General features: G+C 60.0%; 23 protein-coding genes. 8 read left to right on the top strand and 15 right to left on the bottom strand.

Annotation, left to right across the window (positions count from 1 at the left end):
• The first annotated feature begins 12 nt into the window (after positions 1-12).
• A complete protein-coding gene (locus F8N12_RS12180) occupies positions 13-1248 on the top strand; it encodes an HlyC/CorC family transporter (RefSeq protein WP_150580654.1) in 1236 nt (411 codons plus the stop codon).
• Positions 1249-1563: 315 nt separating this feature from the next.
• The gene (locus F8N12_RS12175) at positions 1564-2880 is read left to right on the top strand and encodes an MFS transporter (RefSeq protein ID WP_150580653.1); all 1317 of its coding nucleotides are present in this window, start codon (positions 1564-1566) and stop codon (positions 2878-2880) included.
• A gap of 118 nt (positions 2881-2998) precedes the next feature.
• Here F8N12_RS12175 and purT read toward each other — a convergent pair whose 3' ends face one another.
• The 5 genes from purT to F8N12_RS12145 form a co-directional block, all read right to left on the bottom strand.
• Positions 2999-4180 carry a formate-dependent phosphoribosylglycinamide formyltransferase gene (purT, locus tag F8N12_RS12170; protein ID WP_150580652.1) on the bottom strand — a complete coding sequence of 394 codons (1182 nt, stop codon included), beginning with the start codon at positions 4178-4180 and terminating at the stop codon, positions 2999-3001.
• Between the two features lie 101 nt (positions 4181-4281).
• Positions 4282-4749 (bottom strand): preQ0 transporter, encoded by a 468-nt coding sequence (locus F8N12_RS12165; RefSeq protein WP_150580651.1) that lies wholly within the window; start codon positions 4747-4749, stop codon positions 4282-4284.
• 265 nt (positions 4750-5014) lie between these two features.
• Entirely contained in the window at positions 5015-5230 is a 216-nt protein-coding gene (locus F8N12_RS12155) for a DUF1289 domain-containing protein (RefSeq protein ID WP_150580650.1), read from the bottom strand.
• Positions 5227-5751, bottom strand: coding sequence for a gamma carbonic anhydrase family protein (locus F8N12_RS12150; protein ID WP_150580649.1), 525 nt, complete (start codon positions 5749-5751; stop codon positions 5227-5229). Before F8N12_RS12150 ends, F8N12_RS12155 begins: the two co-directional genes overlap by 4 nt.
• Positions 5752-5812: 61 nt before the next feature.
• On the bottom strand, positions 5813-6412 hold the full coding sequence (locus F8N12_RS12145) for a CoA pyrophosphatase (protein ID WP_150580648.1): 600 nt from the start codon (positions 6410-6412) through the stop codon (positions 5813-5815).
• Between the two features lie 146 nt (positions 6413-6558).
• Here F8N12_RS12145 and F8N12_RS12140 point away from each other — a divergent pair, with 146 nt between their 5' ends.
• Positions 6559-7110 carry an NUDIX hydrolase gene (locus F8N12_RS12140; protein ID WP_150580647.1) on the top strand — a complete coding sequence of 184 codons (552 nt, stop codon included), beginning with the start codon at positions 6559-6561 and terminating at the stop codon, positions 7108-7110.
• A gap of 82 nt (positions 7111-7192) precedes the next feature.
• The gene (locus tag F8N12_RS12135; RefSeq protein WP_150580646.1) at positions 7193-7699 is read left to right on the top strand and encodes a L,D-transpeptidase family protein; all 507 of its coding nucleotides are present in this window, start codon (positions 7193-7195) and stop codon (positions 7697-7699) included.
• 74 nt (positions 7700-7773) lie between these two features.
• On the opposite strand, the gene F8N12_RS12130 is transcribed toward F8N12_RS12135, so the two are convergent.
• Complete coding sequence (locus tag F8N12_RS12130; RefSeq protein WP_150580665.1) at positions 7774-8085, bottom strand: YqfO family protein; 312 nt, start codon at positions 8083-8085, stop codon at positions 7774-7776.
• A 5-nt stretch (positions 8086-8090) separates the two neighbouring features.
• A complete protein-coding gene (purL, locus tag F8N12_RS12125) occupies positions 8091-11987 on the bottom strand; it encodes a phosphoribosylformylglycinamidine synthase (RefSeq protein ID WP_150580645.1) in 3897 nt (1298 codons plus the stop codon).
• Positions 11988-12261: 274 nt separating this feature from the next.
• On the opposite strand from purL, the gene mltF reads away from it, so the two are divergent.
• Positions 12262-13722: a membrane-bound lytic murein transglycosylase MltF gene (gene mltF, locus F8N12_RS12120; protein WP_150580644.1), complete on the top strand. Its 1461-nt coding sequence runs from the start codon at positions 12262-12264 to the stop codon at positions 13720-13722.
• Positions 13723-13807: 85 nt separating this feature from the next.
• Here the strand turns inward: mltF and pdxJ are convergent, their stop codons facing one another.
• The 8 genes from pdxJ to lptF all read right to left on the bottom strand — a co-directional run bounded on the left by pdxJ (position 13808) and on the right by lptF (position 22293).
• Positions 13808-14554, bottom strand: a complete 747-nt coding sequence (pdxJ, locus tag F8N12_RS12115) for a pyridoxine 5'-phosphate synthase (protein ID WP_150580643.1) — start codon at positions 14552-14554, stop codon at positions 13808-13810.
• Between the two features lie 51 nt (positions 14555-14605).
• The gene (gene recO / locus F8N12_RS12110) at positions 14606-15289 is read right to left on the bottom strand and encodes a DNA repair protein RecO (RefSeq protein WP_150580642.1); all 684 of its coding nucleotides are present in this window, start codon (positions 15287-15289) and stop codon (positions 14606-14608) included.
• A 166-nt stretch (positions 15290-15455) separates the two neighbouring features.
• A complete protein-coding gene (gene era / locus F8N12_RS12105) occupies positions 15456-16358 on the bottom strand; it encodes a GTPase Era (RefSeq protein WP_150580641.1) in 903 nt (300 codons plus the stop codon).
• On the bottom strand, positions 16351-17040 hold the full coding sequence (gene rnc / locus F8N12_RS12100; RefSeq protein ID WP_150580640.1) for a ribonuclease III: 690 nt from the start codon (positions 17038-17040) through the stop codon (positions 16351-16353). Before rnc ends, era begins: the two co-directional genes overlap by 8 nt.
• Before the next feature lie 183 nt (positions 17041-17223).
• Positions 17224-18078: a signal peptidase I gene (lepB, locus tag F8N12_RS12095; RefSeq protein WP_150580639.1), complete on the bottom strand. Its 855-nt coding sequence runs from the start codon at positions 18076-18078 to the stop codon at positions 17224-17226.
• A gap of 5 nt (positions 18079-18083) precedes the next feature.
• A complete protein-coding gene (lepA, locus tag F8N12_RS12090) occupies positions 18084-19883 on the bottom strand; it encodes a translation elongation factor 4 (protein WP_150580638.1) in 1800 nt (599 codons plus the stop codon).
• A 237-nt stretch (positions 19884-20120) separates the two neighbouring features.
• Positions 20121-21182, bottom strand: a complete 1062-nt coding sequence (gene lptG, locus F8N12_RS12085; RefSeq protein WP_150580637.1) for an LPS export ABC transporter permease LptG — start codon at positions 21180-21182, stop codon at positions 20121-20123.
• Positions 21175-22293 (bottom strand): LPS export ABC transporter permease LptF, encoded by a 1119-nt coding sequence (gene lptF, locus F8N12_RS12080; RefSeq protein ID WP_150580636.1) that lies wholly within the window; start codon positions 22291-22293, stop codon positions 21175-21177. The genes lptG and lptF overlap by 8 nt, the downstream gene beginning before the upstream one ends.
• Before the next feature lie 293 nt (positions 22294-22586).
• Here lptF and F8N12_RS12075 point away from each other — a divergent pair, with 293 nt between their 5' ends.
• The 3 genes from F8N12_RS12075 to F8N12_RS12065 are packed head-to-tail and all read left to right on the top strand — an operon-like array spanning position 22587 to position 24959.
• Complete coding sequence (locus tag F8N12_RS12075; protein ID WP_150580635.1) at positions 22587-24077, top strand: leucyl aminopeptidase; 1491 nt, start codon at positions 22587-22589, stop codon at positions 24075-24077.
• Positions 24078-24135: 58 nt separating this feature from the next.
• Positions 24136-24564 (top strand): DNA polymerase III subunit chi, encoded by a 429-nt coding sequence (locus F8N12_RS12070; RefSeq protein WP_150580634.1) that lies wholly within the window; start codon positions 24136-24138, stop codon positions 24562-24564.
• Positions 24565-24572: 8 nt separating this feature from the next.
• Positions 24573-24959 carry a DNA polymerase III subunit chi gene (locus tag F8N12_RS12065; protein WP_150580633.1) on the top strand — a complete coding sequence of 129 codons (387 nt, stop codon included), beginning with the start codon at positions 24573-24575 and terminating at the stop codon, positions 24957-24959.
• The last annotated feature ends 30 nt before the right edge of the window (positions 24960-24989 follow it).

The following is a 24989-nucleotide window of genomic DNA, read 5'->3' as shown; positions in this document are numbered from 1 at the left end:
CGGGCGGCACTAATGGATGACTTGCCCTTGGGGCCGATGCTCGCAGTGGTGGCCCTGCTGATTTTATGGTCGGGCCTGTTTACCGCGATCGAAGCGGCCCAACAACATGTGCTGGCCCAGCGCACGGCGTCGCGCGCCAAAGACAAGCCGCTGGCAAAGCTCAGCTTTCCCCTCAGCAGTCTTATTCTCTGCAACACACTGTGCCGCGCACTCATGGTGGTCATCAGCACCTTGCTGGCCATTTTCATCTGGGCCGAGAACGGTCCATGGGCAGCGTGCCTGGGCGCAGCAGCGGTTCTGCTGGTGTTCGCCGACTACCTGCCACGCACTCTTGCCGTTCGCTATCCCGACGCCGTGCTGGCGCTTGGCAACACCTTGCTGCGCATCCCGCTGAAAATTCTTTACCCTGCCGCCTGGCTGCTCAGCGGGATCAGCCAGCTGCTGACGCGACCGTTCGCGCGCAAAAGCAAAGTGGTGCAGCAAAGCCAGGACGAAGCGCCGACGGACCGCAGCGACGACCACGACAGCCACGTCAGCCGTCCGCACCCACTCCCGGGCATTCATGCTCTGGACAACATTACGGTCAATGACATCCTGGTGCCCCGCAGCGAAGTGGACGGGATCAACCTTGATGACTCGATCGAGGAAATTCTTCAACAGCTGCGCGCCAACCGTCGCACGCGCCTGCCGGTGTTCCACAGCGACATCAATCAGGTCGAAGCGGTACTCAACACCCGGCAGATCCGCCATCTGCTGGCCGGTGGCGACCTGACGCGCGAAGCCCTCCTCGCCGCGTGTCACGATCCTTACTTCGTGCCGGAAAGCACTCCGCTACAGTTGCAATTGCTTAACTTCCACAAGCAGCAACGACGCCTGGGCATGGTGGTCGACGAATACGGCGAAGTGCTGGGCATCGTCACGCTGGAGGATATCCTCGAAGAAATCGTCGGCGAGTTTGAAAGCCAGCACACCCTGGACAACCCGCACATTCATTCGCAGCCCGACGGACGTTTGATGATTGACGGTGCTGCCTCGATTCGCGATGTGAATAAAAGCCTCGGCTGGCACCTCCCGAGTGACGGTCCGAAAACCCTCAACGGGCTGGTCACCGAGGCGCTGGAAACGATTCCCGAGAGTCCGGTATGCCTGAAGATCGGACGTTATCGGCTGGAGATTCTGGAAACCGAAGATAACCGCGTCACGCGGGTGCTGATCTGGCATACCAGCTCGGTGCCAGCCGTCCTCTAATCACCCCGCCCCCCCTGTAGCAGCTGCCGAAGGTTGCGTCCGGCTGCGCAGCAGTCGTAAACCCTGAACACGCGGACTTCCTGAAACACCGCATCGTCTGGTTTTACGACTGCTGCGCTGCCGGACGCAGCCTTCGGCAGCTGCTACAAGGATTTGCGCTTGTTTGATCGTTAGGCACCTTCCTATAATCGGGGCGCTTACCCAAGCCCTGCCCCACCCCAGTGCTACCCGCACTCCGCATCAAAACCCACATCCCTGGGTGTTCGACCATAATAATTCGCTCCACTGGGGCACATGACTGTCAGGGATCCACACATGACGACCAGCACTACTTACAGCGAAACCACGCCTGAGCAACCGACGAACTCCGCTACCCGCGTGGCCACCGCAAGTTTTATCGGCACGGCCATCGAGTTTTACGATTTCTATGTCTACGCCACGGCCGCTGCCTTGGTTATCGGTCCGGTGTTCTTTCCGCAGACCTCCGGCACCGCGCAAATGCTGTCGGCATTCCTCACTTTCGGTATCGCTTTCCTGGCTCGGCCGCTGGGCTCGGCGCTGTTCGGGCACTTTGGTGATCGTATCGGGCGCAAGTCGACGCTGGTCGCCTCGCTGTTGTTGATGGGAGTGTGCACGACGCTGATCGGCGTGCTGCCGGGTTACGACGCCATCGGAGCCTGGGCGCCGATCCTGCTTTGCGTGCTGCGTTTCGGCCAAGGCTTGGGATTGGGCGGCGAATGGGGCGGTGCGGCTTTGCTGGCCACCGAGAACGCGCCGAAGGGCAAGCGTGCCTGGTTCGGCATGTTTCCGCAGCTCGGCCCTTCGATTGGCTTTCTCGCCGCGAACGGCCTGTTCCTGACGCTGGCGATGACGCTGGACGACGAGCAGTTCCGTTCGTGGGGCTGGCGGATACCGTTTCTGCTCAGCGCCGCCCTGGTGATGGTCGGCCTGTATGTGCGTCTCAAGCTGCACGAAACGCCAGTGTTCGCCAATGCCATGGCCCGTCAGGAACGAGTGAAAATCCCGCTGGTCGAGCTGTTCAGCCAATATTGGGCACCGACGCTGCTGGGCGCGGGGTCGATGGTGGTGTGCTACGCGCTTTTCTACATTTCGACGGTGTTTTCGCTGAGTTATGGCGTGTCGACGCTGGGCTACACCCGCGAAACTTTCCTCGGCCTGCTGTGTTTCGCCGTGTTGTTCATGGCTGCCGCGACCCCGCTGTCGGCCTGGGCCAGTGACCGTTATGGGCGCAAACCGGTGCTGATCATCGGCGGCGTGCTGGCGATTCTGTCCGGGTTCTTGATGGAGCCGCTGCTGACCCAGGGTTCGACCTGGGGCGTGGGGCTGTTCCTGTGCATCGAGTTGTTTTTGATGGGCGTAACGTTCGCGCCAATGGGCGCGCTGCTGCCCGAGTTATTTCCTACGCATGTGCGCTACACCGGAGCGTCGGCGGCCTACAACCTTGGCGGAATCGTCGGTGCCTCGGCGGCGCCGTTCTTTGCGCAGAAGCTGGTGGCGATGGGCGGTTTGAGTTATGTCGGCGGTTATGTGTCGGGGGCGGCGGTGCTGAGTCTGATTGCGGTGCTGTGTTTGAAGGAGACGCGCGATAACGATTTGAATCGGGTGACATAAACAAAGTCAAAAGCTTCGCGAGCAAGCCCGCTCCCACATTGGATCTCGGTGTACACGATATTTGTGTTCAAACCAATCCAATGTGGGAGCGGGCTTGCTCGCGAAGGGCGCGCCGCGGTTACAGCTCGACCACGACAGCCTTGGACGCACGAGTTGCTTTAGCGCGAGCCGCCTCGATCGACTCATCCCGCGCCAGCGCCACACCCATCCGGCGTTGGCCATTTACTTCAGGCTTGCCGAACAGACGCAACGCCGTATCCGGTTCGCTGAGTGCAGCACCGAGATTGGCGAACGCGGTCTGCGTCGACTGCCCTTCCACCAGAATCACCGCTGATGCCGAAGGCGCGAACTGGCGGATCAATGGAATCGGCAGCCCCAGAATCGCGCGCGCATGCAAAGCGAACTGCGACAAGTCCTGGGAGATGAGCGTCACCAGACCGGTGTCGTGAGGGCGCGGCGAGACTTCGCTGAACCACACTTGATCACCCTTGATGAACAACTCGACACCAAACAGACCCCGACCACCCAAGGCTTCGGTGACCGCTTTGGCAACACGCTCGGATTCAGCCAGCGCCACCGGGCTCATGGCTTGCGGCTGCCAGGATTCCTGATAGTCGCCCTTCTCCTGACGGTGACCGACAGGTGCGCAGAACGTGGTGCCGCCAACGTGGCGCACGGTCAGCAGGGTGATTTCGTAATCGAAATCGATGAAGCCTTCGACGATCACCCGGCCTTTACCGGCCCGGCCGCCCTCCTGGGCGTAATCCCAAGCGGTTTTCACGTCAGCGGTGCTGCGCAGCAGGCTCTGGCCTTTGCCCGACGAACTCATGACAGGCTTGACCACGCACGGGAAACCGAGGTTTTCGACGGCTTTGCTGTAATCCTCGAAGGTATCGGCAAAGAAATAAGGTGAGGTCGGCAAGCCCAGTTCTTCAGCGGCCAGACGACGAATGCCTTCGCGGTTCATGGTCAACTGCGCAGCGCGCGCGGTCGGAATCACGGTGAAGCCTTCGGCTTCCAGTTCGACCAGGGTCGCGGTAGCGATGGCTTCGATTTCCGGCACGATGAAGTGCGGCTTCTCGGCTTCGATAACCGCGCGCAGGGCCGCGCCGTCGAGCATGTTTATCACGTGGCTGCGATGCGCCACCTGCATGGCCGGTGCGTTGGCATAGCGATCCACGGCAATCACTTCAACGCCCAGGCGTTGCAGCTCGATCACCACTTCCTTGCCCAACTCGCCACAGCCACACATCAATACGCGGGTCGCGGTTGGCGACAATGGAGTTCCGATACGGGTCATCTCAGGTCCTCAAGAAGCGGATCATCGAGGGTTGCGTCGCGGCTGGCGCGCTTCCCATGGGGAGAAAGCGCGGCATTTTACATGAACCTGAGGGTTTGGCTTCAGCCGGCGACGGCCTGTTTGCGCAAGCGCCACGCCATGATCAGCCACACGACCGTGACACCAGCGAATTTCGAGGCCATGGCAGTGAGGATCACGGCCGGGGTGAACGCGTCGATCATGCCGAAGAAGATGAAGGTATCGAGCGGGATGCTCAGCGCCGAACTTATCCACAGGCGATCGTGCAGCGGGCGTTTGGTGATAGTGAAGACCAGCCAGTCGATGCACTCCGACACGGCGAATGCCGTCGCGCTGGCCAACGCAATGGAGGGGTCGGAGGTGACGTAGGAAAGTACCAGCGCCGCCAGCATGGCCACGATCGCGCCATGGCCGAAGCGGATTTGCACCATGTCGCGGAGGACGAACACCAGCCCGCCCCACGCCGACCAGATGATGTCCAGGTGTGGCGCGGTGGAAAAAGCGTAATTGATCAGCACGACGCTGCTGATGTAGGCGATCAGGAAGAGCATGTTGGTGGGTGATACCTGTCAGTTTGGCGCACAGGGTACTTTATCTGGGGTTTCCGCATAACCTGTGGCGAAGGGGCTTGCTGTGGCGAGACGCTTGCTGTGGCGAGGGGGCTTGCTGTGGCGAGGGGGCTTGCCCCCGTTGGGCTGCGAAGCGGCCCTGATGTCACCCGCCACAGATTCGCCTGATCTGACAATTTTCAGGGCGGCTTCGCCACCTAACGGGGGCAAGCCCCCTCGCCACAATGGAACGAGAAACTCACAAGGCTCAGTTATCGGATTTGGCAGGCAGCATCCAAACCAAACCACTCGACTTCGCCCGCTCATGACAAAACCCCAGCACCGTTCGCCGCTCGTCGTTATTCATCCGGCTCCAGCGCGTGATCTCTTCCACCGTGCGCTGACAGCCGGTGCAGATGTCCGCCTCGTCCAGCGCGCAGATATTCACGCAAGGCGATCGAACCGGGCGCTCGGGTGTGCTCATTCTTCCTGCTCAGCCAGATCGCGAGCATAGCGCTGCGAGTTATGCACGTAGTGCGCGGCGCTCGCTTCGAGCATGCGCATCTGCTGTTCGGTCAATTCGCGCACCACTTTGCCGGGGGACCCCATAACCAGAGAACCGTCGGGAATCTCCTTGCCCTCGCCGATCAGCGAGTTGGCGCCGATGATGCAGTGCTTGCCGATTCTGGCGCCGTTGAGGATCACCGCGTTGATCCCGATCAGGCTGTAATCCCCGACCGTACAGCCGTGCAGCATGGCGTTGTGGCCGATGGTCACCCCGGTGCCGAGCGTCAATGGGTAGCCCATGTCGGTGTGCATCACCGTGCCGTCCTGGACGTTGCTGTTCTTGCCGATCAGGATCAGCTCGTTGTCGCCACGCAGCACGGCGTTGAACCAGACATTGGCACCCTCTTCCAGCTTGACCTTGCCCACCAGCACGGCGTTAGGCGCGACCCAACTCTGCGGGTGGGTTTCGACGCGGGCATCGCCCAGGCGATATTTCATTTTATTGTCCTCAAGGGCCAGGCAGGCTCACACGCTGATTCACGCCATACGAACGATGGCTTCAGGTATTGATGAAACGTTTGGGTGGTTGATGCAGGCTGATTTTCGCGTCATAAAGGAGGTTGATCAATTCGACGACCATGATTGCCGTCAAACCCCAAATCTTATACTCCCCATAACGGTAGCTTGGCACATACCAGCTGCGGCCCTGGTAATCGATGCGATGGGTGTGTTCGCGCGGGTCTTTGCGGAAGAACTCCAGGGGCACGCTGAATACCGCGGCGATCTCGGCATCATTAGGCTGATACTCGACGAAATCCGGAATCACTCCGACATATGGCGTCACTTTAATACCGTGCAAAGAAATCAGCGGGCTCAGCGGGCCGATCACTTCAACCAGGCCCGGCGGCAAGCCTATTTCTTCCTGAGCTTCGCGCAAGGCCGTGAAAATCAGGTCAGGGTCTTCGGGGTCACGGCGACCACCGGGAAAGGCAACTTCGCCGCCGTGGGTCGAGAGCCCGCTGGCGCGCAGAGTCAGCACCAACTCAGGCTCATCGCTGCGGGTGATAGGCACCAGGACGGCGGCCTCGGGGAAACGTTTATCGGTTTCCAGCGTTCGCGGCGTGTGATTACTTACACGGTGAAGTAGCTCGTCCAGCATGAGTCTTCTCGATTTATTCGCTACCTTGCATCATGCACCAATCACATCGGCCGCCCAACCCCCGAACAGCCACGTGTCGCGAAACGACAACTTGCCGACTGACACCGCCACACGCCAAGATAGGCGCAGCCTTCAGGAACCCAAGCATGAAATTTTGCAGTCAGTGCGGCAAACCGGTGACCCAGCGCATCCCAGAAGGCGATTCACGCCTGCGATTTGTTTGCGACAGCTGTCATACCATTCATTACCAGAACCCCAACATCGTCGCCGGTTGCGTGCCGACCTGGGGCAGTAAAGTGTTGCTTTGTCGCCGTGCAATCGAGCCGCGACTCGGCTACTGGACGCTGCCGGCCGGCTTCATGGAAAACGGCGAAACCATCGAGCAGGCAGCCGTCCGCGAAACGGCCGAAGAGGCCTGCGCACGGGTGCGTAATTTGCACATCTACACGTTGATCGACGTGCCGCACATCAGTCAGGTGCACGTATTTTTCCGTGCCGAACTGGTAGATCTGGATTTTGCTGCCGGCCCCGAGAGCCTGGAAGTGGCTTTGTTTGAGGAAGCCGACATCCCTTGGTCCGAGCTGGCTTTCCGCACGGTGGGCCGTACCCTAGAATGCTTCTTCGCTGACCGGCGCGGTGAGGTCTATCCTGTGCGGTCGGAATCGATTCCGCCGCTGGTGCAATCCGCCCTGACCTGATTCGCATTCTGCTCAGACCTGGGAAGATCGCAGCCTGCGGCAGCTCCTACAACATCGCGACATTTTTTGGGATACCGTTTTAATGCGCTGGTTGCTTGCCTTGTTTTGCCTGTCGTTCGTTGCCGTGTCCCAAGCGTCCACCGTGGGAACCTATGACGGCAAAATTATCGAGAAAGTCCTGGTTCTCAAATCCGCGCACCAGTTGCAACTGATCAACGACGGCAAGGCGCTCAAGACCTATCGCATCTCCCTGGGCAAAGGCGCGAAGAAAGGCCCTAAGCTGATAGAAGGCGACAAGCGCACCCCAGAGGGGTTCTATTGGCTGGACTGGCGCAAGACCAGCGAAAAATTCAACCTGTCGATGCACATTTCCTATCCGAACATCAGCGATGCCGCACGCGCCCGCCGTGAAGGCGTCGAGCCGGGTGGCATGATCATGGTCCACGGCACGCCCCACACAGAGGAAGATCCCGAAGAACTGTTCCATACCCTGGACTGGACTGACGGCTGTATCGCCATGCGCAACGTCGACATGCGTGAAGTGTGGGATCTGGTGCCAGACGGCACGATGATCGAGATTCGTCCGTAATCCCCCTCAAATTCCGGGTAACAAAAAACCCGCGGATCTGCATCAGCGGGTTTTTCATTTCAGCGACCAGAGACCTAGAACTCCTCCAGCCGCACTACTTCATAAGCCGGCGTCTCGTACGGGTGGCTGAGTTTCAGCGCGGCCACTACGGCCACTATCAACTCGTCTGCCACTACCAGTTCAACCTTCCATTCCTCAACCTGCTCGACCTGCCCCGCTTCACCGATAAAAGGCTGGCTACCCTCCAGCGGACGAAACTGGCCGTGGCCGAGCACCTGCCACGCACAGTGGTCGTAAGCGCCGATCCGACCGCCACCGGCGGCGAATACGGCACTCTTGACCCCGTCGACGTGACTGTCGGGAACGAAAAAGCAGAGCTTGTACACAGTGCTCAGTTCACCCAAACGCGCGCGTTGCGGAACATGCGCATCCATGGCGCGTCTTCGTTCCAGTCTTCCGAACGCCACGAGTTCTGCACAGCGCGGAATACACGTTCCGGGTGCGGCATCATGATCGTCACGCGACCGTCACGGCTGGTCAAACCGGTAATCCCGCGCGGCGAGCCGTTCGGGTTGGCCGGGTAGCTTTCAGTGACCTTGCCGTGGTTGTCGACGAAACGCATTGCCACACAACCGGACAGATCGGCTTCCAGCAACGCTTCTTCGCTGGCGAACTCGGCATGCCCTTCACCGTGCGCGATAGCGATCGGCATGCGCGAACCGGCCATGCCTTGCAGGAAGATCGAATTCGATTCCTGGACCTGAACCATCGCCACACGGGCTTCGAACTGCTCGGAACGGTTACGCACGAAGTGCGGCCAGAACTCGCTGCCCGGGATCAGCTCGTGCAGGTTGGACATCATCTGGCAGCCGTTGCACACGCCAAGCGTGAAGCTGTCGGTACGCTCGAAGAAACCCTGGAACGCATCGCGGGCGCGGCTGTTGAACAGCGCGGACTTGGCCCAGCCTTCGCCGGCACCCAGTACGTCGCCGTATGAGAAACCGCCGCAAGCGACCATGCCCTTGAAGTCGTTCAGGTCGACACGGCCGGCCAGAATGTCGCTCATGTGCACGTCGATCGCGTTGAAACCGGCGCGGTCGAACGCGGCGGCCATTTCCACCTGGCCGTTGACGCCCTGCTCACGCAGTACGGCAACCTGTGGGCGAATGTTTTTCTTGATGTAAGGCGCGGCGACGTCCTGGTTGACGTCGTAGCTCAGCTTGACGCTCAGGCCCGGGTTGTCTTCTTCCAGCAGCACGTCGAACTCTTGTTCGGCGCAATCGGCGTTATCACGCAGACGCTGGATCTGGTAGCTGGTTTCAGCCCAGGTACGCTGCAGCAGACGACGCTGGCCTTCGAAGACGGTGTCGCCGTTGAAGGTGATGTTGATCTGGCCGTTGTTCATCGGCTGACCGATCACCGACACGCACTCGCCCAGGCCAGCAGCGCTGAACTGCGCGAGGATGTCCGGGGTGGCGTCCTGACGAACCTGGATCACCGCGCCCAATTCTTCGTTGAACAGGATCGCGGCGATGTCGGCGGAAGTTTCCGCCAGACCGTCGAGGTTCAGGCTCAGGCCGCAGTGACCGGCGAAGGCCATTTCCACGGCGCTGGTCAGCAGACCACCGTCGGAACGGTCGTGGTACGCCAGCAGGTGACCGTCGGCGTTGAGGCCCTGAATCACCGCGAAGAAGGCTTTGAGGTCTTCGGCGTCATCGACGTCCGGCGCTTGCGAGCCGAGCTTGCCATGAACCTGGGCCAGGATCGAGGCGCCCATGCGGTTCTGCCCACGGCCCAGATCGATCAGGATCAGGTCAGTGGTGCCTTTGTCCATGCGCAATTCCGGGGTCAGGGTCTGACGGATGTCAGCCACTGGCGCGAAACCGGTCACGATCAACGACATCGGCGACGTCACGGTCTTGTCGACGCCTTCGTCGTTCCAGCGAGTGGCCATGGACATCGAGTCCTTGCCCACCGGGATGGTGATGCCGAGGTCCGGGCACAATTGCATGCCGACCGCTTTCACGGTGTCGTACAGACGCGCGTCTTCACCTGGGTGACCGGCTGCGGACATCCAGTTGGCCGACAACTTGATGTCGGAGATTTTGTTGATGCGCGACGCGGCGATGTTGGTGAGGGTTTCACCGATGGCCATGCGGCCCGACGCCGGAGCATCCAGCAGCGCCAGCGGAGTACGCTCGCCCATGGCCATGGCTTCACCGGTGTAGACGTCGAAGCTTGTCGCAGTGACCGCAACGTCGGCCACCGGCACCTGCCACGGGCCAACCATCTGATCACGGGCCACGAGGCCGGTGATGGTGCGGTCGCCGATGGTGATCAGGAAGCTTTTACTGGCGACGGCCGGGTGGTGCAGAACACGCTCGACGCAGTCGGCGATGTCCAGCGTCGACGGATCGAAATCGTCGCCCAGTTCGTTTTCGCGAACGGCCGAACGGTGCATGCGCGGGGCTTTACCCAGCAGCACTTCCAGCGGCATGTCTACCGGGCTGTTGCCGAAGTGGCTATCTGTAACTGTAAGCTGCGGCTCGGCAGTGGCTTCACCCACAACCGCGAATGGGCAACGCTCACGTTCGCAGATCGCCTGGAAGCGTTCGAAGTCCGCCGGACCCACCGCCAGAACATAGCGTTCCTGGGATTCGTTACTCCAGATTTCGTGCGGGGCCATGCCCGGCTCGTCGTTTGGAATGTTGCGCAGTTCGAAGCGGCCACCGCGGTTGCCGTCGTTGACCAGTTCCGGGAAGGCGTTGGACAGACCGCCCGCGCCGACGTCGTGGATGAAGCTGATCGGGTTGTGTTCACCCAACTGCCAGCAACGGTCGATGACTTCCTGGCAGCGGCGTTCCATTTCCGGGTTTTCGCGCTGTACGGAAGCGAAGTCGAGGTCAGCCGAGCTGGTGCCGGTGGCCATCGAGGAAGCCGCGCCGCCGCCCAGGCCGATCAGCATCGCCGGGCCGCCGAGCACGATCAGCTTGGAGCCAACGGTGATCTCGCCTTTCTGCACGTGTTCGGCACGGATATTACCCATACCGCCAGCCAGCATGATCGGCTTGTGGTAACCGCGAACTTCGTCGCCACGCGGGGTGGTGATCGACTGTTCGAAGGTACGGAAATAGCCGGTCAGGGCCGGACGCCCGAATTCGTTGTTGAACGCGGCGCCACCCAGAGGGCCTTCGATCATGATGTCCAGCGCGGTAACGATGCGCTCAGGTTTGCCATACGGCACTTCCCACGGCTGTTCGAAGCCCGGGATCTGCAAGTTGGATACGGTGAAACCGGTCAGGCCGGCCTTTGGCTTGGCACCGCGACCGGTAGCACCTTCGTCGCGAATCTCGCCGCCACTGCCGGTGGATGCGCCCGGGAACGGGGCAATCGCGGTCGGGTGGTTGTGCGTTTCGACTTTCATCAGGATGTGCACCGGCTCCTGCACCGCGCCGTACTGGCGGGTCTCCGGGTCCGGGAAGAAACGACCGGCGACGTTACCGACGATCACCGAAGCGTTGTCCTTATAAGCCGACAGAACGCCTTCGCTGTGCATCACGTAGGTGTTCTTGATCATGCCGAACAGGCTTTTTTCCTGGCTCTGACCGTCGATGTCCCAACTGGCGTTGAAGATCTTGTGACGGCAGTGCTCGGAGTTCGCCTGGGCGAACATCATCAGTTCGATGTCGTGCGGGCTGCGCTTGAGGCCGATAAAGGCGTTGACCAGGTAATCGATTTCGTCTTCCGCCAGCGCGAGGCCCAGCTCGGTATTGGCTTTTTCCAGCGCGGCACGGCCACCACCCAGCACGTCGATCGCGGTCAGCGGCTTCGGTTCGGCGTGGCTGAACAGGCCGGCGGCCTGTTCGAGATTGTCGAGGACGATCTGGGTCATGCGGTCGTGCAGAGCAGCCGAGATCAACTGCGCGTCAGCGTCGCTGAACTGGCCGGCCACGTAGAACGCGATGCCGCGTTCCAGGCGCTGGACCTTGCTCAGGCCGCAGTTGCGCGCGATGTCGCTGGCTTTACTGGACCATGGCGAGATAGTGCCGAAACGCGGCAACACCAGGAACAGACGACCGGTCGGCTCCTGTACGGGAACACTTGGGCCGTACTTCAGAAGGCGCGCGAGCACCTGCTGTTCGTCGCCGGTCAGGACGCCGGTAACTTCGGCGAAGTGAGCGAATTCAGCATACAGGCCGCTGACAGCCGGGACCTTCTGGCTCAGTTGCTCAAGGAGTTTGCTGTGGCGAAAGGCAGAAAGGGCAGGAGCGCCGCGCAGGATCAACATCTTCGGGACAGCCTCGGGAAGGGGTGTGCTTTGAGGCCGTGCATTCTAGCCTAAACCGCCCGCGACATCACCCGAAACGCTACGCACGGCAATCCCCGGACGTCGGGCAGGCCGATCTACCTCTGAAGGAACACTTCCAGGCGCTTAATTTTTATGTGACAAATTGCCCACGGGGCCTGTTCCTACGGGCTGCGGGTCACTTTCTTGCGCTCTAGCAGACAAGCCCTTCGCTGTCGAGATATGGCGCTCGTGGTCCTTTGCGTATACTGCGCAGATGTTTTCTCCAACGGCTTTGCGTCCGCGGTACGCCAAATGGCTGATCGCAACCGGACTCTTCCTGGTGCTCGGTGGCTGTGTTGATAAACCCAACACGCTTGAGCGCGTTAAGGAGGATGGCGTGCTGCGGGTGGTTACCCGAAACAGCCCTGCTACCTACTTCCAGGATCGCAACGGTGAAACCGGCTTCGAATACGAGCTGGTGAAGCGCTTTGCCGACGATCTGGGAGTCGAACTCAAGATCGAAACCGCTGACAACCTCGACGACCTGTTCAATCAGGTGGGCAAGCCTACCGGCCCTGTGCTGGCGGCTGCGGGCCTGGTCAGCAGCGATGAGCGCAAGAAGCAGGTGCGGTTTTCCCATTCTTACCTGGAAGTCACCCCGCAGATCATCTATCGCAACGGCCAGTCGCGGCCGACCGACGCGAAGGATCTGGTCGGCAAGAAGATCATGGTGCTCAAGGGCAGCACTCACGCCGGGCAACTGTCAGAACTGAAAAAGACACTTCCCGGCATCGAATACGAAGAATCCGACGCGGTTGAGGTGGTTGACCTGCTGCGCATGGTGGATGAGGGCCAGATCGACCTGACCCTGGTCGACTCCAACGAAGTGGCGATGAACCAGGTCTACTTCCCGAACGTGCGGGTGGCCTTCGACCTCGGCGATGCGAGCAATCAGAGCTGGGCCGTGGCGCCCGGCGATGACAACAGCCTGCTCAACGAGATCAACGCCTACCTCGACAAGGTAAAGAAAAACGGCACCCTTCAGCGCTTGAAAGACCGTTATTACGGTCACGTCGACATGCTCGGCTACGTCGGCGCCACCACGTTCGCGCAGCATCTGCAGCAACGGCTGCCCAAATACGAACAGCACTTCAAAAATTACGCCAAGAAAGAAAAAGTCGATTGGCGCCTGTTGGCTGCAGTGGGTTATCAGGAATCACTGTGGCAGGCTGCTGTAACGTCCAAAACCGGGGTGCGCGGCCTGATGATGCTCACGCAGAACACCGCGCAGGCCATGGGCGTGTCCAATCGTCTGGACCCCAAGCAAAGCATCATGGGCGGCGCCAAGTACCTGGCTTACATGAAGGAGCAGCTCGACTCGTCAATTCAGGAACCGGATCGTACGTGGTTCGCATTGGCAGCCTACAACGTGGGCAGCGGCCATCTGGATGACGCACGCAAACTGGCGGCGAAAGAAGGACTGAATCCGGACAAATGGCTGGACGTGAAGAAGATCCTGCCAAGGCTGTCCGAGAAGAAGTGGTACAGCAAGACCCGCTATGGCTACGCCCGCGGCGGCGAGCCGGTGCACTTCGTGGCGAACATCCGGCGCTACTACGACATTCTGACGTGGGTGACGCAGCCGCAGCTGGAAGGTGATCAGGTCGCCGAAGGCAACCTGCACGTGCCGGGGATCGATAAATCAAAGCCGAATCAGGAAAATCCGCAGCTTTAAAACATAAGATCGCAGCCTTCGGCAGCTGCTACCCAGTTATGTGCACACCTCTATAGGAGCTGCCGAAGGCTGCGCTCTGTTGATCTTAGCCTTTCATAGCAGCAGCCAGGATCAAAGCTTTCATCTCGGAAACAGCCGACTTGAACCCGACAAACAACGCATGCGCCACCAGGGCATGGCCGATGTTCAGTTCATTGATGCCCTTGATCGCCGCGACTGCTTCAACGTTGTGATAGTGCAAACCGTGCCCGGCGTTGACGATCAAACCCTGCGCCAGACCGAACGCCACCCCATCAGCAACACGCTTGAGTTCTTCGGCGACGTCCGTCGGCGTCTCGGCATCAGCATAACGGCCTGTGTGCAATTCGATGGCAGGCGCACCTACGCGACGCGATGCTTCGATCTGACGTTCGTCTGCATCGATGAACAGCGACACTTCGCAGCCAATCTTCGCCAGACGATCCACCGCCGCCTTGATCCGCGCTTCCTGTCCCGCCACGTCGAGACCGCCTTCAGTGGTCAGCTCCTGGCGGGTTTCCGGGACCAGGCAAATGTGTGCCGGGCGGATGCGCTCGGCGAACAGCATCATTTCTTCAGTAACACCCATTTCAAAGTTCATGCGCGTTTGCAGCACGTCCTTGAGCAGCAGCACATCGCGCTCCTGAATGTGCCGACGGTCTTCACGCAGGTGCACGGTAATGCCGTCAGCGCCCGCTTCTTCCGCGTCCAGAGCCGCCTTGACCGGATCCGGATAACGCGTACCCCGGGCCTGACGCAAAGTGGCAACGTGGTCGATGTTCACGCCAAGAAGAATGCGATTGCTGATGGTCACGGAAGCGCTCCTGAAGAGGGGAAAGTTCGGGGCACAGCATACACAAGGAATTTACGGCTTTCGAAACAACTCTCGGGAAACCAGCGGACGCCCGCCCAGATGCACCGCCAAGGCCTGACGCATCAAGCGTTTGGCCGCCGACAATGCGCCCGGAGCGGACCAATCGGCGTCCGCCATGGCCAATAACTCGGTGCCGTTGAACAGACCGGGCTGCAGCAAATAGACCCGCTCAAGCCCGGCATCCACCTGCAAACGATAGAGACCATCGGGGGCGATCGGGTCGCCGTGGAGGTCAGCGCCTAGCGCAAAGCCATAACCGAGATCGTCGAGCAGCCGCCATTCGAACGAACGCAGCAGCGGCTCCAGCGGACGACCTTCGGCCAACGCCAGCAGGGTCGCGGCGTAGTGATCGAACACACCCGGGTGCGGATCTTCGGCGGGTAGCAGCCGAATCAGCAGTTCATTGAGATAGAGACCGCTGAACAGCGCCTCGCCATTGAGCCAGGTGGACACGCCGGCCGCTTCCATGCGCCCCACGTTCTTCAGTTCGCCGCGGCCGCGAAATTCGACTTCCAGCGGCACGAACGGCCGCGCCAATGTGCCCGCCTTGCCCCGCGCACTGCGCAACACCGCCCGCAGCCGACCTTGCGGCGTGAGGAAGTCGACCAAAGCGCTGGTTTCGCGATAGGCGCGCGAGTGCAGGACGTAGGCGGGCTGAGCGATGGGCTGGGACATGGAGTTCTCAATGACGGATCGCGATCTTATAAACACCACAAACCAATGTGGGAGCGAGCCTGCTCGCGATTGCGGTCTGCCAGTCAACAATGATGTTGAATTTCAGGCCCTCATCGCGAGCAAGCTCGCTCCCACAGGGTTCAACGGTGTAGCACAAATCCGAGTCTTACAGGTCGCCATAACCCAACGAACGCAACGCACGCTCATCATCGGACCAGCCGCCCTTCACCTTGACCCACAGGTTGAGCATGATTTTGGAGTCGAACAGCAGCTCCATGTCCTTGCGCGCTTCGGTGCCGATGCGCTTGATGCGCTCGCCTTTGTCGCCAATGATGATCTTCTTCTGGCCGTCACGTTCGACGAGAATCAAGGCATGAATGTGCAAGGTCTTGCCCTGCTGCTTGAACTCTTCGATTTCCACGGTGATCTGGTATGGCAGCTCGGCGCCCATCTGGCGCATGATTTTCTCGCGCACCAGTTCCGCGGCGAGGAAACGGCTGCTGCGGTCGGTGATCTGGTCTTCCGGGAAGAAGTGATCGTTTTCCGGCAGATAGCCGGCAATTACCCGCTCCAGCGCTTCGAGGTTGTGCCCGTGCTGGGCCGAGATCGGCATGATCTGCGCGTTAGGCAGTTGTTCCTGCAACCAGGACAGGTGCGGCATCAACTCGGCTTTGTCTTCGATGCGGTCGGTTTTGTTAAGCGCCACGATCAACGGGCCGGTCACATACTGGACGCGATCGAGAACCATCTGGTCTTCGTCGGTCCACTTGGTGCGGTCGACAACGAAGATCACCACATCGACGTCTTTCAACGCCGCCGAGGCGGTCTTGTTCATGTAACGGTTGAGGGCCTTTTCGCCGCCCTTGTGCATGCCCGGGGTGTCGACGTAAATCGCTTGCACATCGCCTTCGGTCTTGATGCCGAGCATGTTGTGGCGAGTGGTCTGCGGCTTGCGCGAGGTGATCGCCAGCTTCTGGCCGAGGATGTGATTGAGCAACGTGGACTTGCCCACGTTGGGACGGCCGACGATGGCAACATAGCCACAGCGTGTTGCGGTTGTATCAGTCATTGCCATTCTCCACACCCAGGGCAATCAGTGCTGCGGCGGCCGCTACCTGTTCGGCAATACGACGACTCACACCCTGACCTCGGCTTTTTTCGTTCAGTAAGGTGATTTCACATTCGACGAAGAACGTCCGGCAATGCGGCTCACCCTGGATATCCACCACTTCGTAACGCGGCAGTTCGCAACCACGGGACTGCAGGTGTTCCTGCAGGCGGGTTTTCGGATCTTTGTTGGTATCTACCAGCGTGAGGCCTTCGAACTCGCCGGCCAGCCAGGCCAGTACGCGCTCGCGAGCGACGTCCATGCCGGCGTCCAGGTAGATCGCCCCGATCAGCGCTTCGAGGGCGTCGGCCAGAATTGATTCGCGACGAAAACCGCCACTTTTCAGCTCGCCCGAACCCAGGCGCAGGTACTCGCCCAGATCAAAACCGCGGGCCAGCACGGCCAGGGTTTCACCTTTCACCAAGCGTGCGCGTAAACGCGATAACTGACCTTCGCGGGCCAGCGGGAAGCGGTCGAACAGCGCCTCGCCAGCGACAAAGTTGAGGATCGCATCACCGAGGAACTCCAGGCGTTCATTGTTGCGCCCGGCAAAACTGCGGTGAGTCAGGGCCAGGACCATCAGTTCCTGATCCTTGAAAGTGTAGCCGAGCTGACGCTCTAGACGGCTCAAGGAAACGCTCACGGTTTACCCACGCAGAGTTCGTGGCTGGATTCCACCGCCGCGGCCGACAGGCGGCACAGGCTTGGGACAAATAACGCTGTGTTCAAAAATTACGTCCTGACTATCAGTGTTTTCATGCGTCGGGGGCCGATTGTAGCGGCTCCAGAAATGCATTCGGCGCTGTGTTCAACAGCGCCGTTGTGGTTACTTGATCAGGCCGACCCGCGAGAAATTCGGCAGGTGACTGAGTTTGGGTTCAGGCCAGCTCATCCAGACCGCGAAGGCCTTGCCGACAATATTCTTGTCGGGAACCATGCCCAGCAGCTCCCTGGGAATGTTCGGATCATCCCAGTAGCGACTGTCGTTGGAATTGTCACGGTTGTCGCCCATCATGAAATAGTGCCCGGCGGGTACGGTCCACGAGCGATCCGGCGCTGCGCGGTAACGGCTCATTTCCTTGCGGATCTGATGCTCTGCAGCGCCCAGTTTCTCTTTGTAGAGTTCGGCGCTGCCCAGCGTACCCGGCTCGGAGCCGACCAACTGCTCGGCAACCGATTCACCATTGACGAACAGGCGCTTGTCGGCGGTGTAACGGATCTGATCACCCGGCAGGCCAACGACACGCTTGATGTAGTTGACGCTCGGATCGCTCGGGAAGCGGAACACCATCACGTCACCGCGCTGCGGATCACCAACTTCGATGACTTTCTTGTCGAGCACCGGCAAGCGGATCCCGTAGGAAAACTTGTTCACCAGAATGAAGTCGCCGACATCCAGGGTGGGTTTCATCGAGCCCGATGGAATCTGGAACGGCTCCACCAGGAATGAACGCAGCACCAGCACGATGAACAGCACCGGAAAGAACGACTTGCCGTATTCGACCAGCAGCGGCTCTTTGTTGAGTTTCTCGACCACCAACCCGTCAGGCTGGCTGACGCTACCCTGATAGGAAGCAATGGCGGCTCGCCGACGCGGCGCCAGAAAAACCAGATCGAGCAATGCCAACAGGCCGCAGACGAAAACAGCGATGACCAGCAACAGCGGGAAATTTAGCGACATAGGACCTAACTATCCAACCTGAGCACTGCAAGGAAGGCTTCCTGTGGAATTTCCACGTTACCGACCTGCTTCATGCGTTTTTTACCAGCCTTCTGCTTTTCCAACAGCTTGCGCTTGCGGCTGACGTCACCGCCGTAGCATTTGGCCAATACGTTCTTTCTGAGTGCCTTGACGGAGGTTCGCGCAATGATCTGCCCGCCAATGGCGGCCTGGATCGCAACGTCGAACATCTGACGCGGAATCAGTTCTTTCATCTTCTCGGTCAACTGGCGACCTTTGTAATGCGCATTATCCTTGTGCACGATCAACGCCAGGGCGTCGACCTTGTCACCGTTGATCAGCACATCCAGCTTCACCAGATTAGCCGATTGATAACGATCGAAATGGTAATCCAGCGAAGCATAGCCACGGCTGGTGGATTTGAGACGGTCAAAGAAGTCGAGGACCACTTCGTTCATCGGCAAATCGTAAGTCACCTGGACCTGAGTTCCGAGGAACAGCATGTCGTGCTGGACGCCACGTTTCTCGATGCACAGGGTGATGACGTTGCCCAGGTGTTCCTGCGGCACAAGAATATTGGCCCGCACGATCGGTTCACGCATGTCTTCGATCGAGGACAGGTCTGGAAGCTTCGACGGGTTGTCGACGTAAATCGTTTCACCGGTTTTCAACAACAGTTCGAAAATTACTGTCGGTGCTGTGGTGATCAGGTCCAGGTCGTACTCGCGCTCAAGGCGCTCCTGGATGATTTCCATGTGCAGCATGCCGAGGAAGCCGCAACGGAAGCCGAAGCCCAGGGCGTCGGAGCTCTCCGGGGTGTACTGCAGGGACGAGTCGTTGAGCGTGAGCTTTTGCAGGGCTTCGCGGAAATCTTCGAAATCGTCGGAGCTGACCGGGAACAGGCCGGCGTAAACCTGCGGCTGAATGCGCTTGAAGCCTGGCAGCACGTCGACGTCGGGCGTGGAGCTCAAGGTCAGGGTGTCACCGACCGGTGCGCCGTGAATGTCCTTGATGCCGGCGATGATGAAGCCCACTTCACCAGCCTTGAGATCAGCGGTGGCGGTGTGTTTTGGGTTGAACACGCCGACGCTGTCCACGAGGTGGATCTTGCCGGTGGACTTGACCAGGATCTTGTCGCCCTTCTTAACGCGACCGTGGCGCACGCGAACCAGAGAGACAACGCCCAGGTAGTTGTCGAACCAGGAGTCGATGATCAACGCTTGCAGAGGATCCTCGTAGTTGCCGGTCGGCGCGGGAATGGTGTGCACCAGACGTTCGAGCACTTCGTCGACGCCCAGACCGGTCTTGGCGCTGCACTCGACCGCATCGGTGGCATCGATGCCGATGATCTTCTCGATTTCTTCCTTGACGCGGTCCGGATCGGCCTGCGGAAGGTCGATCTTGTTCAGCACGGGCATGACTTCCAGGCCCTGCTCGATGGCCGTGTAGCAGTTGGCAACCGACTGCGCTTCAACGCCCTGACCGGCATCGACCACCAGCAATGCGCCTTCGCAGGCCGCCAGCGACCGGCTGACTTCGTAGGTGAAGTCAACGTGGCCGGGGGTGTCAATGAAGTTCAGCTGATATTTGATGCCATCGCGGGCGGTGTAATACAGAGTGACGCTGTGGGCCTTGATGGTGATCCCGCGTTCACGTTCCAGGTCCATGGAGTCGAGGACCTGAGCTTCCATTTCGCGCTCGGCAAGGCCGCCGCACATCTGGATGAAACGATCAGCCAGCGTCGACTTGCCATGGTCAATGTGGGCGATGATGGAGAAATTGCGGATATGACTCAAATCACTCACGGATCAACACTCAAAAAGGCTGCAGGCATAGCCCGCCGAAAAATAGCCGGGAATTGTACCTGATCCTCGGCGCAAGCGTCACGTTCGCAGGTCAGACGGCACTTACAAAAACGCCCCGGTCTTGCGACAGGGGCGCTTTTAGCGGCTTTTGTGGGAGCCGGCTTGCTGGCAACAGGGGCGCGGCGATGGATCTGGATGACCGCAGCGATGCCATCGCCAGCAAACCGGTTCCTGCAATCAACCCGCCCTGCGCAACAACCAGAGCCCGGCCAAGGCGCAGATGCTTGCCGGAACCAGCACCGCAAACAGCGGCGAGAAACCGAACACCAGACTCGACGGCCCAAGCAGATCCTGGACGATACGGAAGGTGAACCCCACCAGCACGCCGGTGAACACGCGCTGACCCAGGGTCACCGAACGCAGCGGACCGAAGATGAAAGAGATGGCCATCAACACCAGTGCGGCAGTCACCAGCGGTTGCAACACCTTGACCCAAAATGCCAGCCAGTAACGGCCGTTCGCCAGGCCCTGATCGGCCAGATAGTGGATGTAACCCCACAGCCCGCTGATCGACAACGAGTCAGGCGACATCACCACGGTGCTGAGCAATTGCGGACTGAGGGCCACGTCCCAACGCTCGACTGGCGCGTTCACCACCTCGGTATTCTTCTCATGGAAAATCGTGGTGGCAACATCGGTCAGCTGCCAGTGATCCTTATCGAACTCCGCACGTTTGGCGAAGCTCGACGAGAGCATGTGACGTTGATCATCAAAACGGTAGCGGGTTACGCCGTAAAGCACACCATTGGGTTGCACCGAGTTGACGTGAATGAACTCGTCACCCTGACGGTGCCACAGGCCGTGCCGGGCACTTTGTGCGTCGCCGCTGCCCTGCGCCAGCGAACGGTTGGCCTGGGCGGCGCTTTCGGTGGCCGGCGCCAGATACTCGCCAATCAACAGACCCGCAACCATCAGCACCAGCATCGGCTTCATGACCGCCCAGACGATACGGCCGACCGAAACGCCCGCTGCACGCATGATGGTCAGTTCGCTGTGACTGGCGAGCGTGCCGAGGCCGATCAGGCAGCCAATCAACGCTGCCATCGGCAACATGTCATAGAGCCGGCGCGGAGCCGTCAGCAGGACATAACTCAGGACATCCAGCAAGGTGTAGGTATCGCTGACGTCGCCTATCTCGTCGATAAAGGCAAACAGCGTGGCCAGACCGAGAATGATCCCCAGCACAGCGAGGATCGCAATGAAAACGGTGCTGCCGATGTAGCGATCGAGTTTAACCACGAGCCACCTCCAGCGCGCTGCGGCGACTCGCCATCTTCAGGCGTAACGGTTCCCAGTAGAGCAAGCCCAGGCCAATGGCCAGGAAGATCCCATGCACCCACCACAAGCCCAGTGCCGGCGGGATCTTGCCCTTTTCGAGGGCGCCGCGAGCGGCAATCAGGATGCTCAGGTATGCCATATAAAGAAGAATCGCCGGCAGCAGTTTGAGGAAGCGGCCCTGACGCGGGTTGACCCGCGACAGCGGCACCGCCATCAAGGTCACGACGAACACCAGCAGCGGCAACGACAGACGCCATTGCAGTTCGGTGCGGGAACGGATGTCGTCACTGCCGAACAGCGAGCGGGTGGTCATCGCATCACGATCGGTCACCTCTTCGCTGACGTCCGGCTTGGGCAGCAGCACACCGTATTCCTGATACTTGATCGCACGGTAATCAGCCTGGCCCGGGTTACCGTCGTAACGATAACCGTTGTCGAGAATCAGGTAGCGATTGCCGTCAGGGCGGATTTCCTGACGGCCCTTCTCGGCCACCAGTACGGAAATACCGCGGTCTTTCTTGTCGGAAGAGATGTTCTTCTGCGAGATGAAAACGCCACCGAGATTGATGCGGTCATCGGACAGCGTTTCGGTATACGTCACCCGAGTGCCGTCGCGCAGCGCCTGAAAGCGACCAGGTTCCAGGGTATCGAACTCGGTCAGGGCATCCTGCTTGTTGAGCAACAGCTGAAACTGGTTGGCCCCTTGCGGCGCGAGGCTGAGGCTCAACCATGCCACTACCAACGCAACCAGCGTGGCAGGGAAAAGGGTCATGGCAAGCAAGCGTTGCTGACTCATGCCCGTGGCGGAAAGCACGGTCATCTCGCTTTCCAGATACAAGCGACCGTAGGCCAGCAGGATCCCGAGAAACAGGCCGAGCGGCAGGATCAGCTGCAGGAAGCCTGGCAGACGAAAACCCATGATCAGGAACAGCGAGCCCGGATCCAGCAGGCCGGCAGCCGCCTGGGCAAGATACTTGATGAAGCGTCCGCTCATGATGATGACCAGCAGCACGGCACTGACGGCGCTCAGGGTCAACAGGACTTCGCGGGATAGGTAACGGAAGACGATCAAACCAGACACTCCAGGGTTGTCAGGCTAAGGCGGCCAAACAAGCAAACATATCAGGCGACCCGCAAGCCAGGGCCGCCGAAAAAAGTTGGCGCATTATCCTGTGATTGGGTGCGCCTGTCACTGCGGATAGTTACGCAGGCAGTCAATGGGTTGAAGATCGTGCAGCCGAGGGTTGTCAGGCGCCGGTAGCGAGGTTCAAACTGCGGCCTTTGTCGCAGGCCGTGTCCTGCGTCTTTCTGTTTATAAGCAAGTTCAGACACTTGCGTGTTGACCATTAATTCAGGGACCCGGACATGGAACTGGTTGTAAAAAGCGTTAGCCCAGAAACGTTGAAGACTGCCACCCTGGTCGTCGCCGTTGGCGAAGGCCGCAAACTTGGCGCGGTTGCCAGACAACTCGACGATCTGAGCGGCGGTGCGATCAGCGCTGTGCTCAAGCGTGGCGACCTGGCCGGCAAAGTCGGGCAAAGCCTGATGCTGCACAGCCTGCCAAACCTCAAAGCCGAGCGCGTGCTGCTGGTGGGCGTGGGTAAGGATGAAGAACTGTCCGACCGTCCGTTTCGTAAAATAGTCGCCGGCATCCTCAACACCCTCAAAGGCCTGGGCGGCAGCGATGCCGTACTGGCGCTGGATGAAGTGGTAATCAAGGGTCGCGACAGCTACGGCAAAACCCGTTTGCTCGCTGAAACACTGGTCGACGGCGAATACACGTTCGATCGCTTTAAGAGCCAGAAAGCCGAACCCCGCGCCCTGAAGAAAATCACCCTGGTGACCATCAAGGCTGCTCAGGCCGAAGTCGAGCGCGCTGTCGCCCATGCGACCGCAATCGCCAACGGTATGGCGTTCACTCGCGACCTGGGCAACCTGCCGCCGAACATCTGCCATCCGACGTTCCTCGGCGAGCAGGCGAAGAACCTCGGCAAGGAATTCAAAAGCCTGAAAGTCGAAGTCCTCGATGAGAAGAAGATCAAAGACCTCGGCATGGGCTCGTTCTACGCCGTCGGCCAGGGCAGCGACCAGCCGCCACGCCTGATCGTCATGCAGTACAACGGCGGCAAGAAATCCGAGAAGCCATACGCGCTGGTCGGCAAGGGCATCACCTTCGACACCGGCGGCATCAGCCTGAAACCGGGCGCCGGCATGGACGAAATGAAGTACGACATGGGCGGCGCGGCAAGCGTCTTCGGCACCCTGCGCGCCGTGCTCGAACTGAAACTGCCGATCAACCTGGTGTGCATTCTCGCCTGCGCCGAGAACATGCCGAGCGGCAATGCTTCGCGCCCGGGTGACATCGTCACCACCATGAGCGGCCAGACCGTGGAAATCCTCAACACCGACGCCGAAGGCCGTCTGGTGCTGTGCGATGCCCTGACTTACTCGGAACGTTTCAAGCCGCAAGCAGTGATCGACATCGCCACTTTGACCGGCGCATGCGTCGTTGCCCTTGGTGCGCACACCTCCGGCCTGCTGGGCAATAACGACGAGCTGATCGGCCAACTGCTGAGCGCCGGCCAGGTGGCCGACGATCGCGCCTGGCAGTTGCCGCTATTTGATGAATATCAGGAACAACTGGACAGCCCGTTTGCCGACATCGCCAACATCGGCGGGCCAAAAGCCGGGACCATTACCGCCGCGTGCTTCCTCTCGCGCTTTACCAAGAACCTCAACTGGGCGCACCTGGACATCGCCGGCACCGCATGGACCAGCGGCGGCAAGGACAAAGGCGCCACCGGCCGCCCGGTTCCCCTGCTGACCCAATACCTGCTGGACCGCGCCAAAGCCTGAAACCGATGACCTGCGGCGGCGTCGCTGATGTGACGCCGCTGAGGGCTCAGGAACCGCAATGACCCAAGTCGACTTTTATATCCTGCCCAGCGCCAACCCCTCGGCGCGGCTGGATTTCGCCTGCAAACTTACCGAAAAAGCCTGGCGCATGGGCCATCGCATCTACCTGCATTGCAGCGATGCCGCCCAGCGTGACGATCTCGATGCGCGCCTGTGGACCTTCAAGGGCGAAAGTTTCGTGCCCCATGGCCCCGCAGAAAGCGAGCCTGGCAGTTTGATCGTGCTGGGCCTTGGCGATGACTGCGGTGAGCACCAGGATCTTCTGGTCAACCTGGACCTGAAAGTCCCGGCCTTTGCCCAACGCTTCGCCCGCGTGGCGGAAGTGGTGGTTGAAGACCCGGCGATTCGCACGGCCGCGCGGGAGAGTTTTCGCTTCTACCGCGAACAAGGCTATTCTTTGCAAGATCACCGTTTACAGCGACTCTGAGCATTCCGATGGACACTCCAAAACCGCTGCAAAAGCCCACGCACCTGCTGGACGACCTTGAGTCGATCCGCCAACTGCTCGGCGATGACAACCTGCAACCGCCGCTGCTGACCGACACGGTCGAAGATGATGAGCAGGAACAGATTCCGATGTTGTTCGATTCGGTCAGTGCCTCCCAGCCCACCATCGAACCACCCGTGCCCGCTTCTGCGGGACAACCGGCACAGGCTACAAGCAAGAATCCCGACGACCTGCTGCATCTGGACAGCGAACTTCGAGCCGCCGCGCAATTGATCATGCAAGACGTGATCGACGATTTTGCGCCGCACATTGAAACCGAAATCAAACGCCGACTGGCGGCGCGGATGGAGCGGTTGCTCAGCCAGTACGAATAGACCCCACCTCGGCACTGTAGGAGCTGCCGC

It is taken from the genome of Pseudomonas fluorescens, from assembly GCF_902497625.1.
GTDB classification, from domain to species: domain Bacteria; phylum Pseudomonadota; class Gammaproteobacteria; order Pseudomonadales; family Pseudomonadaceae; genus Aquipseudomonas; species Aquipseudomonas fluorescens_BQ.
This window is presented reverse-complemented; position numbering and strand designations above follow the sequence as displayed.